General features: G+C 29.9%; 17 protein-coding genes. 9 read left to right on the top strand and 8 right to left on the bottom strand.

Annotated features, from left to right (window positions below; all coding sequences use genetic code 11):
- Positions 1-59 precede the first annotated feature (59 nt).
- Positions 60-1,508, bottom strand: a complete 1,449-nt coding sequence (locus tag CLOST_RS07375; protein WP_013361655.1) for an aminoacyl-histidine dipeptidase — start codon at positions 1,506-1,508, stop codon at positions 60-62.
- 77 nt (positions 1,509-1,585) lie between these two features.
- Positions 1,586-2,722, bottom strand: a complete 1,137-nt coding sequence (locus CLOST_RS07370; protein ID WP_013361654.1) for an HpcH/HpaI aldolase/citrate lyase family protein — start codon at positions 2,720-2,722, stop codon at positions 1,586-1,588.
- A gap of 178 nt (positions 2,723-2,900) precedes the next feature.
- Between CLOST_RS07370 and CLOST_RS07365 the strand changes: the two genes are divergently transcribed.
- Both CLOST_RS07365 and CLOST_RS07360 read left to right on the top strand, forming a co-directional pair.
- Positions 2,901-3,311, top strand: a complete 411-nt coding sequence (locus CLOST_RS07365) for a hypothetical protein (protein ID WP_013361653.1) — start codon at positions 2,901-2,903, stop codon at positions 3,309-3,311.
- Positions 3,312-3,328: 17 nt separating this feature from the next.
- Complete coding sequence (locus tag CLOST_RS07360; protein WP_013361652.1) at positions 3,329-5,284, top strand: molybdopterin-dependent oxidoreductase; 1,956 nt, start codon at positions 3,329-3,331, stop codon at positions 5,282-5,284.
- A gap of 61 nt (positions 5,285-5,345) precedes the next feature.
- Here CLOST_RS07360 and CLOST_RS07355 read toward each other — a convergent pair whose 3' ends face one another.
- From CLOST_RS07355 to CLOST_RS07340, 4 genes are read right to left on the bottom strand one after another with little or no spacing between them, the layout of a single operon-like run.
- Positions 5,346-6,569: an FAD-dependent oxidoreductase gene (locus CLOST_RS07355; protein ID WP_013361651.1), complete on the bottom strand. Its 1,224-nt coding sequence runs from the start codon at positions 6,567-6,569 to the stop codon at positions 5,346-5,348.
- 9 nt (positions 6,570-6,578) lie between these two features.
- On the bottom strand, positions 6,579-7,112 hold the full coding sequence (locus tag CLOST_RS07350; protein ID WP_013361650.1) for a YeeE/YedE thiosulfate transporter family protein: 534 nt from the start codon (positions 7,110-7,112) through the stop codon (positions 6,579-6,581).
- A 45-nt stretch (positions 7,113-7,157) separates the two neighbouring features.
- Positions 7,158-7,382, bottom strand: a complete 225-nt coding sequence (locus CLOST_RS07345) for a sulfurtransferase TusA family protein (protein WP_013361649.1) — start codon at positions 7,380-7,382, stop codon at positions 7,158-7,160.
- 42 nt (positions 7,383-7,424) lie between these two features.
- Complete coding sequence (locus CLOST_RS07340) at positions 7,425-8,135, bottom strand: YeeE/YedE thiosulfate transporter family protein (RefSeq protein WP_013361648.1); 711 nt, start codon at positions 8,133-8,135, stop codon at positions 7,425-7,427.
- Between the two features lie 228 nt (positions 8,136-8,363).
- On the opposite strand from CLOST_RS07340, the gene CLOST_RS07335 reads away from it, so the two are divergent.
- The gene (locus CLOST_RS07335) at positions 8,364-9,260 is read left to right on the top strand and encodes a LysR family transcriptional regulator (RefSeq protein WP_013361647.1); all 897 of its coding nucleotides are present in this window, start codon (positions 8,364-8,366) and stop codon (positions 9,258-9,260) included.
- Here CLOST_RS07335 and CLOST_RS07330 read toward each other — a convergent pair.
- Positions 9,257-9,475, bottom strand: a complete 219-nt coding sequence (locus CLOST_RS07330; RefSeq protein WP_013361646.1) for a sulfurtransferase TusA family protein — start codon at positions 9,473-9,475, stop codon at positions 9,257-9,259. The two genes, CLOST_RS07335 and CLOST_RS07330, sit on opposite strands and share 4 nt — an antisense overlap.
- 119 nt (positions 9,476-9,594) lie before the next feature.
- Here CLOST_RS07330 and rffA point away from each other — a divergent pair, with 119 nt between their 5' ends.
- The 6 genes from rffA to CLOST_RS07300 are packed head-to-tail and all read left to right on the top strand — an operon-like array spanning position 9,595 to position 15,194.
- Positions 9,595-10,743 carry a dTDP-4-amino-4,6-dideoxygalactose transaminase gene (rffA, locus tag CLOST_RS07325; protein WP_013361645.1) on the top strand — a complete coding sequence of 383 codons (1,149 nt, stop codon included), beginning with the start codon at positions 9,595-9,597 and terminating at the stop codon, positions 10,741-10,743.
- Positions 10,740-11,492, top strand: a complete 753-nt coding sequence (locus tag CLOST_RS07320; RefSeq protein WP_013361644.1) for a glycosyltransferase family 2 protein — start codon at positions 10,740-10,742, stop codon at positions 11,490-11,492. The genes rffA and CLOST_RS07320 overlap by 4 nt, the downstream gene beginning before the upstream one ends.
- Before the next feature lie 5 nt (positions 11,493-11,497).
- Positions 11,498-12,724, top strand: a complete 1,227-nt coding sequence (locus tag CLOST_RS07315) for an ATP-grasp domain-containing protein (RefSeq protein WP_013361643.1) — start codon at positions 11,498-11,500, stop codon at positions 12,722-12,724.
- Positions 12,725-12,746: 22 nt separating this feature from the next.
- Complete coding sequence (locus CLOST_RS07310; RefSeq protein WP_013361642.1) at positions 12,747-13,724, top strand: ABC transporter substrate-binding protein; 978 nt, start codon at positions 12,747-12,749, stop codon at positions 13,722-13,724.
- A complete protein-coding gene (locus CLOST_RS07305) occupies positions 13,717-14,472 on the top strand; it encodes an ABC transporter permease (RefSeq protein ID WP_013361640.1) in 756 nt (251 codons plus the stop codon). Before CLOST_RS07310 ends, CLOST_RS07305 begins: the two co-directional genes overlap by 8 nt.
- Positions 14,472-15,194, top strand: coding sequence for an ABC transporter ATP-binding protein (locus tag CLOST_RS07300; RefSeq protein WP_013361639.1), 723 nt, complete (start codon positions 14,472-14,474; stop codon positions 15,192-15,194). Before CLOST_RS07305 ends, CLOST_RS07300 begins: the two co-directional genes overlap by 1 nt.
- Here CLOST_RS07300 and CLOST_RS07295 read toward each other — a convergent pair.
- Complete coding sequence (locus tag CLOST_RS07295; RefSeq protein ID WP_041487144.1) at positions 15,179-16,834, bottom strand: ArnT family glycosyltransferase; 1,656 nt, start codon at positions 16,832-16,834, stop codon at positions 15,179-15,181. The two genes, CLOST_RS07300 and CLOST_RS07295, sit on opposite strands and share 16 nt — an antisense overlap.
- Positions 16,835-17,016: the final 182 nt, after the last annotated feature.

The raw sequence follows: 17,016 nt of genomic DNA, 5'->3' as shown, positions 1-17,016 counted from the left end.
TTTTAATTATTGTAAATAGAATTAGGCTTAATAAGCCAAATATACATTAAGGGCTGTTATTATTTTAATGTTTTTAATAGTTCAACTAAGAATCCAAAAACTCTATCAGCTGAATTTATATCGAGATATTCATCAGGAGAGTGAACCCCATCCATATTAGGACCGAACGATAAAATATCTATATCGTTATTTTTTAGAGCATCTGCAAAGAAACCACATTCTAGACCTGCATGAATAGCTTTAATTATTGGCTTATTACCTGTTAAATCCTCATATAGCTTACATGCTATATCTCTTAAATCTGAGTTTGGCTTATATTGCCACTCAGGATAATCTGCTTCAGATTCAAATCTAAGGTTAAAAGCGTTTGCAATTATATCAAGCTTTTGAACCATTGCTGTTTTTAAGCTTTTTATTGAGCTTCTTAAGGAATTTGAAATAATTACTGTATTATCTTCAAATTTAACTACTCCTAAATTTTGAGAGCTGATTACAAAATCTTCTATATCTACGCTTTTATGATCTATACCAGAATGGATTAGTAAAAGTACATTAATTAATTTATCTGTAGATTCTTTATCCATAACAGCATCAAATTCATGATTTTTTTCGATACTTAAAGTTACAGAATCAGCAGAGCCCATCTCGTTATTATATAGATTTTCTAGCTCTTTAATCATTTTATTTAAATCTGATTCAAAGCTTTTATCAATATAAAATGCACAAGATGCTTCTCTAGGGATTGCGTTTATTTTAGAACCACCATTAAAATCAGCTAGTTCAAGGTTGAATTTTGAGTTTAGCTCAGCCAAGGTTCTTGCTAAAAGCTTGATTGAATTTCCTCTTTCTTTATGAATATCTGAACCTGAATGGCCACCTTTTAAACCTGAAATAAGGACTTTATATTTTGAATCCAAACTAGGCTTTGATTTCTTGAAATCCAAATACATGTGATGGTCAATTCCTCCAGCAGAAGAAATATAAAATACGCCTTCTTCTTCAGCATCTAGATTTAACAATCTGCTACCTTTTAAATTCTGTGGATTGAAAAATTCGGCTCCCTTCATAGAAGTTTCTTCTTCTGTAGTAAGAATTACTTCAATAGGAGGATGCTCAAATTCATCAGAAGAAAGTATAGTAAGTGCATATGCTATAGCAATTCCATTATCTGCACCAAGTGTAGTTCCAGTAGCTCTAAGCAAACCTTCATGTTCTGTAAGCTTTAATGCATCCTTAGAAAAATCATGAACTATACCTTGATTTTTTTCACATACCATGTCTAGATGGCCTTGTAAAATGACAGTCTTTGAATTTTCATAGTCTTTGGTAGCATTTTTTTTAATTATTACGTTACCAGTAGTTTCTTCAATAAATGCTTCTAAATTGTTATCTTTGGCAAACTTTATAAGGAATTCAGATATTCCCGCTTCTTCTCCTGAACATCTAGGAATTTTAGTTATTTCTTTAAACCAGTCCATTACAATCTGTCCATTTTTTGATAATTGCATAACAAAACCTCCATCATAAAATTTCTTTTATATATATAGAATATCATACATAATTTGTTATTAAAAGTTATATTAACTTAAAATAAATCTACTGCAGAATAGTTCTCATTTAAAACGCCGTAAATCTTGCTTAAGCTTAGAATTTTATTTGACCAAATTTTATTATTAATCTGCTCGCCATAATTTAATGAAGGTTCGTTTGAAGAATTGATACTAAGAGCAAGCTCATAGTCTTTCCTTTCAACACTATAAAGAGCGTTGACAATAGATATTTGATTTGGGTAAACGACTGTTTTGCCTACACAGCCATTTAATTTATCAAGCAATATCTCCCTTATGAAGCCATCTAGAGAAGGATCATGTGTAAAGGCATGATTATATATAACTTTGTTTTGGTCAAATGAATTGCTGCTTTTTGAAACAGTCTGAAAAGAAGTTATTTTTTTATCCCATGAAGATGAGTATATTGCTATATCTTCGTAACTTAAATTTATAAAGCTGTTTATTATGTCGTAAATTATACTAGCTGTTATTCCTACATCATAAATTGACATTGCTTCAAGTGAATTTACTCCAAGAACTGAATTAATATAAGAACCGCCAATTCTTATACCTAAAATCATATCTCTATACTCAAATATTGTTTTTTCTAGAGTAATTAATTCAGATATTCTAGAAGCTAGAGAAATAATTTCTTTGCTTTCTATTATTGGAAGTGCATATATATATTCTGAAATCAATCTTATTTTTTTTACTGTACTTAGATAAGCATCTGCGTTATTTGAGTTAAAGTTTGGCAAAAAAAATCCAGAAATATATGAAATTATGTCTTTTTCTTTAATTAAAATTTCATATAGTCTTTCGAATTGTAAAGGATCCCTAACGTGAATAAAAAACAAGGGAAGCTCATCTTTATTTATTCGATTTTCATTTTCAGCCATTTTTAAAGTCCTTAATGTATTGAGCAGAGTTTTTTCTGCAATATTAATATTTCTCTCTTCGATTAGATTTTCAAAGCACATTACGAAAGATGTAAGATGAGAATATCTTTTTTCTAGCAAATAGGGAGCAATATATTTAGTTGCTGGAAGGTATAAGGTTGCGCCTAGAGCATATCTTAACTGATTTTTCTTTGTTGTATTATCAAAGGCTTCTGGTTTTTTATAGAAAATTTTATTAAGTTCAGAATCTGATAAGTGCATATAATGTCTCATAGTAATTCCCCTTTCAAAGTTTATGTAATTAGCGTTAACCTTAAGGGAAAAGCTGATATTAGATTTATACTCATAATCTAGAACGTAGAAACATTATTTTATAATTGGAATTATTTATATAAAAAGGTTATAATGATTTTGTAACAAGACATTAAATTTATGGGTTGAAGGTGATGAAATGAAAGAAAACATGTTATATTTTGACTGGTATGTAGATGATAGAGTTTATTCGTTAGAATACGCAGGAATAGAAGATGATTTGGCTGTTTTTGAAACTGACAACTACATTTTGTATTTAACAATAGTTGGAGATACTTTAATTAAGAAAGATAATTTAAAATATAAAAATTACGATGATTTTCCTTTGGACTTGAGGGAGCTAATTTCTAAAAATGGAATACAAGAGGAGTATGGATCATATAAAGTTATAGAAAGCTGTTATTTTAACTATTGTGTAAGCAAAAAAATAGGAGACGAAGAAGAGTTTCTATGTTGCTTTAATACGTTTAACCAAATAGGGTCTCAAGATGAAGAAAAATCTAAAATGAATCAATTGATTAATAGTTATATCGATACAATTAATCAATAATATTCTAGGAGGATGGTATGGAGTTTAAACGTGCTTGTACTTTAGATTGTTTTGATTTATGTACATATGTGGCTAAAGTAGACGAAAATAAAGTAGTCTCTATAAAACCAGATAAAAATCATCCTTACACTAAAGGGTTTATGTGTTCGAAAGGGATGAAGCACTTAGATAGACTTTATGATAAGAATAGATTAAAAACGCCTTTATTAAAGGTAGATGGGAAATTTGAAGAAATCTCATTTGAAGAAGCTGTTAATATTTTTGCTGATAAAATAACAAAATATACATCGCAGTATGGCTCCACATCGATTTTAAGATATAGCGAATCAGGAGATTCGTCAGTTATGAAAAGCATAGCTTGGGAGCATTTTTTTAATTACTTAGGAGGAATAACTACTTCTAAAGGAGGGACCTGCTGGGCAGCTGGAATGGAAGCTCAGAAATGTGATTTTGGAGGAGCTTTAGGTCATTCGTTAGAAGATTTATTAAACTCAAATGCTGTAATTTTGTGGGGGAGAAATCCTGCTAATACATCGGTTCATTTAATGAAAGCTGTGTTAGATGCACAAAAAAATGGAGCGACGATAATAACAATAGATCCTATAAGCACAGAAACTGCAAAAAAATCTGATTACCATATAAAGCCAAAGCCTGGAAGTGATGATGCGCTTGCTATAGGAATCATTAAAAAACTTTTATTCAAAGACAAGTTAGATTATCAATATATAGATAAATATTCTCATAAGGCGAATGAGTTTATTGATTATATTAAAAGCATAGATATGAAAATCATATATGATAGAACTAGTCTTAGTGAAGAAACCTTTGATTTTCTTGCAGATATTTATATCAACTCTCCGTGTGCAACCTATATAGGATATGGAATGCAAAAATACAACAATGGCGGAAACTCAGTTAGACTTATTGATGCTCTTTGTTTTTTAAGCAAAAATATAGGAGTAGAGGGTGCAGGAGCAAATTATGCAAATAGAATTTATCCTTTGCTTTTGAATCTAGATCCTTTTAAGAGTGAAAAATATAAAAAAAATGAAAGGGAATTCTTTGTAAATGAATTTGCTGATTTTATTAAAGCCCAAGTAGAAGAACCTGTTAAGATGGCTATTATTTCTACTGCTAACCCAATGTCTCAATTTGCAGATGTACTTAAGTCTCATCAGGCATTTATATCTATTGATTTTACAGTAACCTTCGATATGTTTATGACAGATACTGCAAATTTATCTGATTTAGTTATACCATGTAGCAATACTCTAGAAACTGAAGATTTGATTTATAGCTCGATGAATTCCCCATATCTCAATTACAATGCTAAGGTAGTAGAACCTGATAATATTTTGATGGATGAATTCGAGTTTATAAAAGCGGTTTCAAAATTGATAGGTATAGATTTTTCAGATATACCAAAGGAAGATTACATTAATGCTGTAATTGAGTCTGTTAAATCACAGGGAGTAACGCTAGAATCTCTAAAGAATGATTATGTAAATTTGCAAGCTAGTAGTGTACCCTATAAGGATTTGATATTTCAAACTCCATCAATGAAATATGAGTTCTATTCAGAAAGAGCTAAAGCTTGGGGATATCCTATGGCAATGCTACAAAAAAATACAGAACTTGCTAAGTATCCATATAGGCTTATTACTCCACACAGAAAAGACTCATTATTTAGCCAACATCTATTCGACTATGAGGGAATACCAGTAGTTTATATATCTGAAAAAATTGCAAACGAAAAAGAACTAAAAAATGAAGATATAGTTATAGTCAGAAATGACAAAGGAAGTATAGAAGCCAAAGTTAGGGTACAAGGTGATGATGAAGTAGTATATATTTATACAGGCTATCACCAAAAACACGGAAATCCAAATATTTTGACCTCTAGCGAGAGCTCTGATATTGGAGGACAAGTCTCTTACCATGAAACATTCATAGATATTGAAATGAAAAAATAGACCCTTTAAAGGGTCTATTTTTTAGGGTTTTACTATGATTAGGTTTAGTCAGTTTGTTTAGTTAAATAAATGCTGCTTCTATATCTTGCTCATTATCTATTTCTTTGATGATTTTAGATATTTTACCATCTCTAGTAGCAACAAGAGCAGGGAAAGTAGTAACTCCAAGTCTGTTAGCAAGACCGGTTGATTTATATATATCTACTTTTGTCACTTTAACTTTGTCTTTATATTTTGCTTCAAAGTTGTCTATTATTGGAAGAAGCTCTCTACATTTTTCATCAACAGCATTCCAAATATAAACTACGCCTGGAAGGTCTTTGCTCATGATTTGAGTGTGGAAGGTCTCGCTTTCTGCAAGATATTTTTCTGCTGCGTAACCAGCAATAGCGCCATCACCAACTGCTGTTGCAACCTGCTTAAGGAATTTATCTCTAACATCACCAGCAGCAAAAACGCCTTCGATATTAGTTTCCATTTTTTCATTTGTAAGCATATAACCATTCTTATTCATATCAAGAATACCTTTGAATATTTCTGTGTTAGGAATATATCCAATGAATAAGAAACAAGAATCTACATCTATAGGAATAATTTCATTAGTTTTAACATTTCTTAAGTTTACTCTAGTTAGTCTTTCATCACCTTCAAAACTATCAACTACTGTATTCCATTTGAAATCCATTTTTGAGTTTTGAAGAGCTTCATTTTTTGCTATTTCGTTACAGTCCATCTTACCTGTATCATGCATTACAGAAACGATAACTTTTTTAGCGAACTTAGTTAAAAACATACCCTCTTCAATAGCAGCATCTCCACTACCAATTACTAATACTGTTTTATCTGTATTTGAAGCAGCGTCGCAAGTAGCACAAAATGAAATTCCTTTATCATATAGGAAAAGCTCCTCATTTTTAGCTCCAGTTAATCTAGGTTTTCCGCCTGAAGCAACTATAACGACTTTAGCCTCGAATATATTTCTAAATGTTTCTACTTTTTTTATTTCGCCTTCTAAATCAACAGATTTTACATCTGTAAGCTTGAATTTTACTCCAAATTTCTTTGCTTGCTTATGAAAGTTGTCCATTAAACCTAGACCTGTTGTTCCTTCTGGAAACCCAGGATAGTTTTCAATTTCATTTGTATATGTAGCAAGTCCACCTACTAAAGATTTTTCTATTACTAGAGTGTTTAATCTAGCTCTGCCGCAATAGATTGCAGCTGTAAGTGCAGCAGCTCCACCACCTATAACTACTACATCATATGATTCAACTTTTTTATTCATTTTGACCTCCTACATGAAGTATTTTACTAAAAGTTTGCTACCTAAAAAAGCTCCTATGAAAAGCGCTATTCCAAATACCCATCCAGATAATGATAGGGAAGCAATACCACTATAGAATGCTCCTATATTACATCCATAAGCTAGTCTAGCGCCATAACCCATCAAAAATCCTCCTAGAACGGCAGCTATTACTTGTTTCTTACTTTTTATTTTTTTGAATTTAAACTGAGATGCCATTAGCGTAGAAAAAAGTGCTCCAACAATTACACCTAAATTTCTTATTGACCCTGGATCATTTAAAAATCCAGCTTTTAAAGTTGCTTGAGCACTTTTTGTACTAAAATAGCTCCAGCTATCCACACTTCCACCAAATAATTCAAATACCCAAGCGCCCCAATTTGCAAATGGTCCACTAACACCCCATGGGTTACCAGTAACAGCAAAGGTTATTATTTGAAAAACTGAAAGTAATACAGCGCCCATAACATAAGTCATTGGATCCTTAAACCATAATTTATAGTATTTATTATTCTTTATATCCAAAGAGATTACCTCCTTAATTTTCGTTTGTATAATAGAAAAGGCATATTATGCCTTTTCTATTATTACTTCCCACTCACCGTCGTCTACTTCTTCGATTTCTACATTATGTCCTTCTTTTCTTGCCCACTCAGGTACGTTTTTCATTGCACAGCTGTGGTCGATTTGTACTATAAGTACATCACCAGCAGATAACTCTTTCATAGCATTTTCTGCTTTAACTAGTGGAATTGGACAAGCCTCGCCTAGACAATCTAATATTACTTCTTTCATTTTAGAAATCCTCCTTAAAATTTTTAATTAAAAATTAGTATTTTAATTAGCTTCATTGGTTTTTTTATTTTCCCATTTATCAGCTAAAATATACACACCTGCAATAATAAGTAACTGTACAACTAAGGCCCCGGCCCAGCCGAAAATATCTGGAAGGAAAACTGATGGTCCTTTAGAAATAAATACTTTATGCCACCAGCCAAAATTATTTGCACCAACCAAAGAACCTATTACAAAGAATACTAATGATAGCATTTGCATTTGAAATCCTTCTCCAACTCTCATTAGAGTTCCAGAAGCACAACCTCCTGCTATAACCATACCTATACCGAAAATTACTCCGCCAACTATAGTTGCAAAGCTTATTGGTACTATGTAACCTTGACCAGGAATAGGAAGCCCGTTTATATGTGCTCCGTATTTTATTGCTGTAAATCCAAGAGTAGCAATTGCTAAAGCTACCATTACAGCTCTAGTAACACTAGTGCTTCCGGTTAAAAGTGGGTCTCTCATGGAAGCTGTAAAGCAAAATCTTGATTTTTGAAGTATAAATCCAAAAGCATTACCCGTAATCCAAAAGAAAGCTAAACTACTAGATTTTGTTGATAGATAAATACCAAACAATACAATGAAGAAAAAAATTCCTATTCCAAAGGGAATCTGATTCTTCTTAGGTTTTCTGCGTGAGCTAGATGAAGCTCTACTACTTCTTCTTGAAGAAGCAGAAGTTTCTGTAGAATTAATTTCAGACATCTTTCGCACTCCTCTTGTTATATTTTTATTAATCTCTTTATGCTTTGATTATAGCATAAGGCAATAGGTATTACTTATTGCTTGTGATTATATAATATAAGTACTTTCTATGGTAGAGGTTTTGCTATAAGTATTGCTTATAATCTTATAACTAGATATAATATTTGTTAATAAAATAACTGTTTAGATATTTCATATAAATTTTGGATTAATAAGGAGATTACTCAAATGAACATTGAATATTTAAGATTTTTTTATGAGGTAGCATCAGTGAAAAGCATATCAAAAGTGGCTAATAATTCACATATTTCACAGCCTGCACTCAGCCAGCAGATACATAAATTGGAGGATAATTTAGGATATAAGCTTTTAGATAGAAGCAATAAAGGAGTTCAATTAACTGAGGCTGGTAAAATTGTTGAAAAATATGCAAAGAATATATTAAAGGTATATGAAAATATGCTAGTAGATTTAAATGATATAAGCAATAACAATAAAGCTATAAGAATAGATGCCTTTCCTACGATGGCAACTTATGCACTTCCATGTACTATATATATGATAAAAGAAAAATACTCGAATTATAATTACTATCTTAATTCCGACTACTCACAGAAGGTTGAAAGCAACATAATAAATGACGTTTGCGATGTGGGATTTATTGAAGGAGCACCTGATAATAATGATTTATTTTATTCCTCAGTTGGTAGAGATAGAATGGTGATTGTTGCAGGAAAAGATTATGATATACCAGATAAAATAGCTGTGGATGAGTTAAATAGGTTTCCAATGATACTTTTAATCGAAGAGTATAAAGCACAAAAAGTATTAGAAAAAAAACTTATGGATTTAGGCTTTGATATAAAAAAACAGAATGTGTTATTTAGTTTAGATTCTATAGAATCTATAAAAACATTATTGATAAAGAGCTTAGGAATATCGATTCTTCCATATAGCTCTATTAAAAAGGAGCTGTATCTTAAACAATTAAAAGAAATTAAAGTTTTTGATGAGAGCTTAGAATATGATGTAAACATAATTTATAAAAAGGATAAAGAGATGGATACAAGCGTAAAAGAGTTTATTGATTTCTTTAAAAAAGTAGGAGAAAAAAGCTTTTGTTAATTTACCTCTACAAAAATTTCCCATACACCAGTTATAACTTCATCAAAATAGAAAGTGTAGGGGGATTTTTGAAGAATATCTTTTATATTTTCTAAAACGCAGCTATGGTCAGTGATTAATTTTATAGTTTGGTTAGCAGAAGCAGTTTTAATTGCGTCTTTAAGTTTAAGGATTGGAACTGGACACATATCACCTAGACAATCAATCTCTATCATTTTTATTCTCCTGACTGTGGTTTGATTACTAAATAAAATTAATAATTAAGTTAACACTATAAGTATAACTCATACTTACACAAATAAACAATTATAAAAAGCAAAGAAGGTTAATAGTTATGGAAATACCTTTTCATAAGGAATATCACTTTGAACAAGAACTAGAATATGTTAAAGATGCCTTTGATATTGGAGTTACAGCTTCAGATGGAAAATATACAAGCAAGGCAAAAGCTTTATTAAAAGATAAATTTGGGTTTCAAGAAGTATATATGACAACCTCAGCTACTCATGCTCTGGAAATGGCGGCACTTATACTTGATTTTAAGCAAGGAGATGAGGTTATATTGGCTTCATTTAATTTCCCATCGGCAGCTAATTGCATAGTATTAAGAGGAGCTACTCCTGTTTTTGTTGATTTGGATCCAAAAACCATGAATATATCTCCTAAGGAAATTGAAAAAAATATCTCTAGTAAGACAAAGGCAATTATAGTTATGCATTATGCAGGAATAGCCTGCGATATGGATAAAATTATGGAAATATCAAAAAAATATAAACTACCTGTTATTGAAGATGCGGCTCAAGCATTAGGTTCAAAATTTTATGATAAAAATCTAGGAAGCATGGGGGATATGGCATGCATTAGCTTTCATAGTACCAAGAATGTCATAGCAGGAGAAGCAGGATGTTTAATTATAAATAGAAAAGATAAAGAGTGGCTAAAAAAAGCTGAAATTATAAGACAAAAAGGGACAAATAGACAAGATTTAATTAATGGAAAGGTGTCGAAATATGAGTGGGTAGATCAAGGATCAAGTTATTGTCCATCAGAAATTCTGATGGCAGTTTTGTGTAGTCAACTTGAAAACTTTGATAGAATAAATAGTAACAGAAAAAAACTTGCTGGCGTATATTTAGAAAGATTGAATAAAAAGAAATATAAAAACTATTTTAGACCTATGATTTTACCTGAGTATGCAAATTCCAATAATCATATTTTTTATATAATTACAAAGAACAAAATTATTAGAGATGAACTTCAGATTTTTTTAAAAAAACATAATATAGGTTCAGCTTTTCATTTTATTCCGCTACATAATTCAATTATGGGGAAAAAATATGGTTTTGATTGTAATAAGCTAAAGTATACTGATAATCTAAGCCAGCGCTTACTAAGGCTTCCGTTGTATAATTCTATTTCTGAGAAAGAGATTAATTATGTTTGTGATTATATAGATAATTTTGTTGGAGAACAGATACTATGAAATCCAAAATATCAATTGTAGTTCCTGTTTATAATAGTAGCTTAACTTTGATGAGTTTATTTAAAGAAATATATAGTGAGTTTTTAAATAAAAATAAAGACTTTGAAGTGATATTTGTTAATGATTCAAGCAAAGATGAAAGTTTAGATGTACTGAATAAAATCTACAGCGAATATCCAGATAAAACAACTGTAATTTCATTAAAGAAAAATTATGGACAACAAAATGCAATTTTGTGTGGGCTTAGATACTGTGAGCATGATTTAGTTGTTACTATGGATGATGATTTGCAAAATCCAGTATCTGAGATTTTTAAAATGGAAGAAAGACTCAACCAAGGCTTCGATGCAGTTTATGGTGTTGCTAAGCATAAGCAACATAGTTTATATAGAAATTTAGGTAGTAAATTGACAAATATTACATTTAATGTACTTATTGGAAAACCAAAACATATAAAAATAGGAAGTTTTAGAGTAATAAGAAAAAATATCATAGACGAAATAATAAAAACAGATAAAAACTTTATTTATATATCAGCTTTATTATTTAAAAGAACTAGAAATATAACATATATAGATGTAAGTCATAGACGAAGAGAAGTGGGGAAATCAAATTATAATATAAGAAAATTAGCTAGGCTTTATATAAATTTAGTTATTTATTATAGCAGATTAAATTTTGATACTTATATCAATAAAAGACCTCAGTATGAAATAGATTTTATCAAATTAAGGAGGAAAAACTCTTGAAATTAATGATATTAGGAGGAGGCTCATGCCAAGTCAATGCAATAAATAAAGCAAAAGAATTTGGTCATGAAGTTATTGTAGCTGATTATCTTGATAATCCACCAGGCAGAGAAATTGCAGATACTTTTGTTAAAGCGAGCACTTTTGATTATGGCAGATGCTTAGAGGAAGCGAAAAAACTTAATATAAATGGAATAATGACATTAGGTACGGATCAGCCAGTTTTGACTTGCGCAAAAGTTTCTGAAGAATTAGGGTTACCTTTTTGTATTGATGTAGAAACGGCAGTAAACGTTACTAACAAAAGTAAAATGAAACAAATATTTGAAAAAAATAATATACCAACTGCAAAATTCAGATTTATAAGTAAAAATTTTATGGAGGAAGAATTAAGTAATTTAAATCCTCCCTACGTTATAAAACCCATTGATAGTCAAGGACAAAGAGGAGTGTACAAATTAAATACTATAGAGGAAATAAAGACTGATATCGACTCAGTGTTGACATTTTCAAGAGATAATATAGCACTCATTGAAGAGTATTATGAATCAGACGAGATTACTGTAAGTGGGTGGGTCTATAATAAAAAGCTGAAAATACTTACTATAACAGATAGAAATACTTTTAGCTCAGGTAAACATATAGGTATATGCAAGAGCCATGTTTTTCCTTCTAAATATTATGATAAATATTATAAAGAAATACATGATATAAGTGAAAGAATAACAACAGCATTTAATATTGAAAATGGACCTATTTATTATCAACTGTTAATTGGAAATAGGGGAATAATTGTAAATGAAATCGCTGCGAGAATAGGAGGGGCTTATGAAGATATTTTTATTCCGATAATAACTGGAGTCGACTTTTTAGATTTTCTGATTAAATCGAGCCTTGGAGAAGAAATCGATATTTCTAAAATTGAGAACTATGATATAGATAAAAACAAAGAGTTTCTAAAGGTTATTATGTTATTTGCAAAGCCAGGTTTAATAAATAAAATGACTGATATAAATGAAATCTTATCAATAAATGGGGTTTTATCAGCTGGATATAATTATAAGGATGGAGATATACTTGGAGACATTCAAGACGCTAGACTTAGAGTTGGCTATGTAGTTATAAAAGGAGATAATAAAGCTAGCCTAGATGAAAATATTGATAAAGTTTTAAGTAAACTAAAAATATATAATGAACACAATGAAAATATTCTACTTGATTTAGAAAATTAATGATGTAGTGGGGGTAATTACGATGAGAATATATAATAAATTAAAAACGTCAGTTGTGATTTTGCTTGTATTAATAGTTTCAATGAATTTAGTATCGTGTTCTTCAAAAAAAGCCGAGAATCCAGATAATCTAGAGATTAATATAGGATATCAATTTGGAACTGCCTATTTTCCACTTGAGATAATCCAAATTAATAAAATTATAGAAAATAAATATCCTAATACAACTATTAGCTGGAAGCAGCTTGGAAATACTGCAGCAATAAGAGAAGGAATGCTCTCTGGTGATATAGATTTTGGATTTATGGCGATTCCTCCATTTTTGATTGGTTATGATAAAGGTATGAACTGGAAAGCTTTTACAGGACTTTCGAGTGTTCCTTCGTCGCTTGTAGTAAATTCGCCAAGTATAAATACTTTAGCAGACTTCACTGCTCAGGATAAAATAGCACTACCTCAGCAAGGGAGTGTACAGCACATTTTGCTTTCAATGGCAGCAGATAAAGCTTTTAATGAGCCGAAAAAATTTGATTCTATGCTACTTGCAATGAGTCACCCTGATGCTATGGATATACTTAGAGCTAAAAACGAAATAAAAGGACACTTTACAACACCCCCGTATACTCAGATGGAATTAAAAGACAAAGACATGAAAATAATACTGGAATCTAAGGAAGCTTTTGGAGAAGAATTCACATTTATAATAGGTGCTGGAAAAATTGAAAATGAAACAGATATAAAAAAAGTTAAAATCTTAAATGAAGCTATTAAGGATGCCCTTATTTATATTGAAGCTAACCCTGAAGAAAGTGCTGCTATTTTTTCTGATAAATACAATATGACAATACCCGAAAGCAAGGATTTTATGAATATGGAAGGGGTAAAGTTCAATCAGGAAATAAAGGGAGTAAATAGATTTAGTGAATTTATGAATAAGGTAGAGTATATATCAAAAGCTTATAACGAAAAAGAAGTAATATGGGATGGGTACTATGATTAAAATTAAATTTTTTTGGATTTTTATAATAGTAATGCTATGGTCAATAATGTTTAAACTTGAGATATTTAATCCAATATTATTTCCGTCTCCTAGCGCAGTTATTACTGCTCTAGGACACTCGTTTCTTCAGGAAGATTTACACATTAAATTAGCATATTCTATTTCATTTATTCTCAAAGGTCTTGCTTTGGGATTTTTAGTTGCATGTATATTAGTAATTTTTTCTTTGAATAACAAATATATAGAAAGCTTATCAGATACATTGGCTTCAATGCTAGATCCACTTCCTTCCTTAGCTATACTTCCTATAGTTATTTTGTGGTTTGGAACTGGGAAAAATTCTATTATTTTTATTATTCTTCACTCTGTAATTTGGCCTGTTATGGTAAATATTAAGAGTGGAATAAAAACTCAGCCTATAGTATATAGAGAGTTATCAGATTTGATTGGAATAAATAAGCTTCAGCGTTTTTTTGAAATTCAGCTAATCGGTGCACTGCCAAGCGTTATTACAGGGCTGAAAGTAGCTTGGGCTAGAGCCTGGAGAGCTTTAATAGGAGCAGAAATGATATTTGGAGCTATCGATGGAAAAAGTGGTATTGGGTACTATATATTTGAAAAAAGAGTTTTTATGGATACAAATGCTATGTATGCAAGTCTTATAGTAATTGTACTATTAGGTACTTTGGTGGATTATTTATTTTCAGTTTTTGAAAACAAAACTTTAAAAAAATGGGGAATGATATAATGAAGCCTATTTTAGAAATTAAAAGTTTAAATAAGTCATATAAAGGAAACAAAGTTATTTCAGATTTATCGCTTAGTATTATGAAAGGCGAATTTGTTAGCATACTTGGGAAATCAGGTTGTGGCAAATCAACTTTACTTAGATTAATTGCATCGATGGAAACAAAAGATGAAGGCTATATAGAGATAAACAATAGTGCTTATGATTATAAAGTATTTATGATTTTTCAGAATTTCAATCAACTTTTTCCTTGGAAAACAGTGCTTCAAAATGTTAGCTTTCCTCTTGAAAAGCATAAAAAATCTAAATTTAGAAAAAATGATATAGGCAGTCTGGCAAGAAACTATTTGTCACTTGTAGAATACGATGATGATTTAAATAAATATCCTTTTCAGCTTTCTGGAGGGATGAAGCAAAAGGTAGCACTGGCAAGAGCACTTTGTCTTAATCCAGCACTTTTTCTCATGGATGAGCCATTTGCCAGTCTAGATGCACAAACTAGAACCTCCATGCAAAATCTACTAGTCGATTTGAGTGAGAAAAAAGAGATGACAGTTTTATTTGTCACCCATGATATTTTAGAGGCGCTAAATATATCAGATAGAATAGTTGTTTTAGGAGATACTATTATAGACATTCCTCTAAACATACCTAAAGAACATCGATTAAAAAATAATGAGATTTTAGCTTTATACGATAAGATATATCAGTTAATTGGGTAATTAACTTTATAAATTGTAATGTCCCAATAATCCTTAACAGCCATGGATTTGTACTCTTCATAAAGGCCAGTGAATTTAACCATATGCATGGGATAAAGTCTAGATTTAATTTTTGAAATTATACTGCACCTTTTAGCTAAAAATGCTTCTAAATCTGGATAAAAATCTATATTGCCATAAACCCCATTATAGTGAGGCTTATTATTATAAAAAAAACTTAGATCTTCAGTGATTACTATATATTCAATTTTATTTTTTTCAATATATTCCTTAATGCTTAAATTATTTTCTTCAAGATATGGCAAATTTCTATAATCATAAAAATTTGAGCTTTGAAAATAATAGTGAGTATTTAGATTGCTTAATACTACACTATCCGATGGTATAGCATTTAAGACCTTTAGATATGAATTATATTCGAGATTCTTATATGGCATTATATTTATATATGAAAAATAGCTAGAAATAATTATTATGCTAATTAAGACTAGATTTTGGGCTTTAGAACTTAAGTTTCTGATTAATAACACGGCTAGGATATAATAAAGTGGGAACTGAAAAATAATACTTGTTTGGTTAAATCTTCCAATAATCATAGCTCCTAAATTTAAACCTGCTATACTTAAAATTATATATAATAAACATGTAAATTCAGCCTTTTTATTATTTATATGGTTTTTTACTAATTCAATCAGAGATAAAATAAAAGTAGTTATAAAAAATACAAACTGGAAATCCAGATTAGGTATGTAATATGTTTTTCCGTTTCGCTCTATAATATCCTTGTAAAATTTAGCAAAACCTTTTATTTTTCCCACAATAGATGAGTCAACCTTAAAACTTTTGCCATAAGAAAAGTAATGAGCTACAAAGTCACTATCGAAATAAAAGCTAATTAACACAAATGAAGCAGCGAAAAAAGAGACTGTTGTTAAAAATATAAAAATTTTATAATCTTTTTTTGGTTTATTGTAAAAAAATTCAAAACTATAAATTAAAAAAATAGGTAAAAATATTATAAAACTATTAGGATGAATTCCTATAGATACGCCAATTAGCGAGCCAATTAAAAGTGGCTCGCTTTTTATTGTAAAAACAGAAAGCTTATTAAGAAGCTTATTTAAATTTTGGTTTCTATATGGTGTTAAAGTTATATTAAATCTACAGATAAATAAAATGTATAGGGAAACTAAAAATATAAAAAGCAAGAGTATTTCTTGCCTTGCAAAATGTGAAGCATAAATAAATTGAATGTCTACAGCTAATAAAAGTGTGCCTAAATAGGAAAGTAAAGTTTTATTTGTAAGCTTTTTTAACAAAATATAAAATATAAATAGTGTCAATAGACCAAAAATAAGAGATATTAATCTCACTGAAAAAATATTATAACCAAAAAAGTAGATGAAAGGGATTTGAATCAAATGAAAAACTACTTTTAATGCGTGAGGATATCTAGGCATTAAATCAAAAAAAGGTTCAGTAACAGATAATGAGGTATTTTCGAGCATATTTTTAGATAAGCCGCTAAGCCATGGCTCATCAGAATGAACGAAAGGAAATTTATCTAGATAAATTATATTTAAGCATATATATGAAATTATAGTTATGGATAACAATATTTGATTTTTATTTATTTTCATTTTACTACTCCTAATTTTTTAACTTAATATATCTTAATATAGATTTTAATTATTGTCACATGTGAAATGTATAACAAAACCTTATGTAGTATAACTAATATATATTAGTTGGAATGAAAATTAGATGTTAATATTTAGTTAAAGATAAAACGTTAAAAAGATAACGTTAACATTAGGAGGGT

The sequence above is a fragment of the Acetoanaerobium sticklandii genome (assembly GCF_000196455.1).
GTDB lineage: Bacteria > Bacillota > Clostridia > Peptostreptococcales > Filifactoraceae > Acetoanaerobium > Acetoanaerobium sticklandii.
Note: the sequence above shows the minus strand (reverse complement) of the source record. Positions and strands in the feature narration are given on the sequence as shown.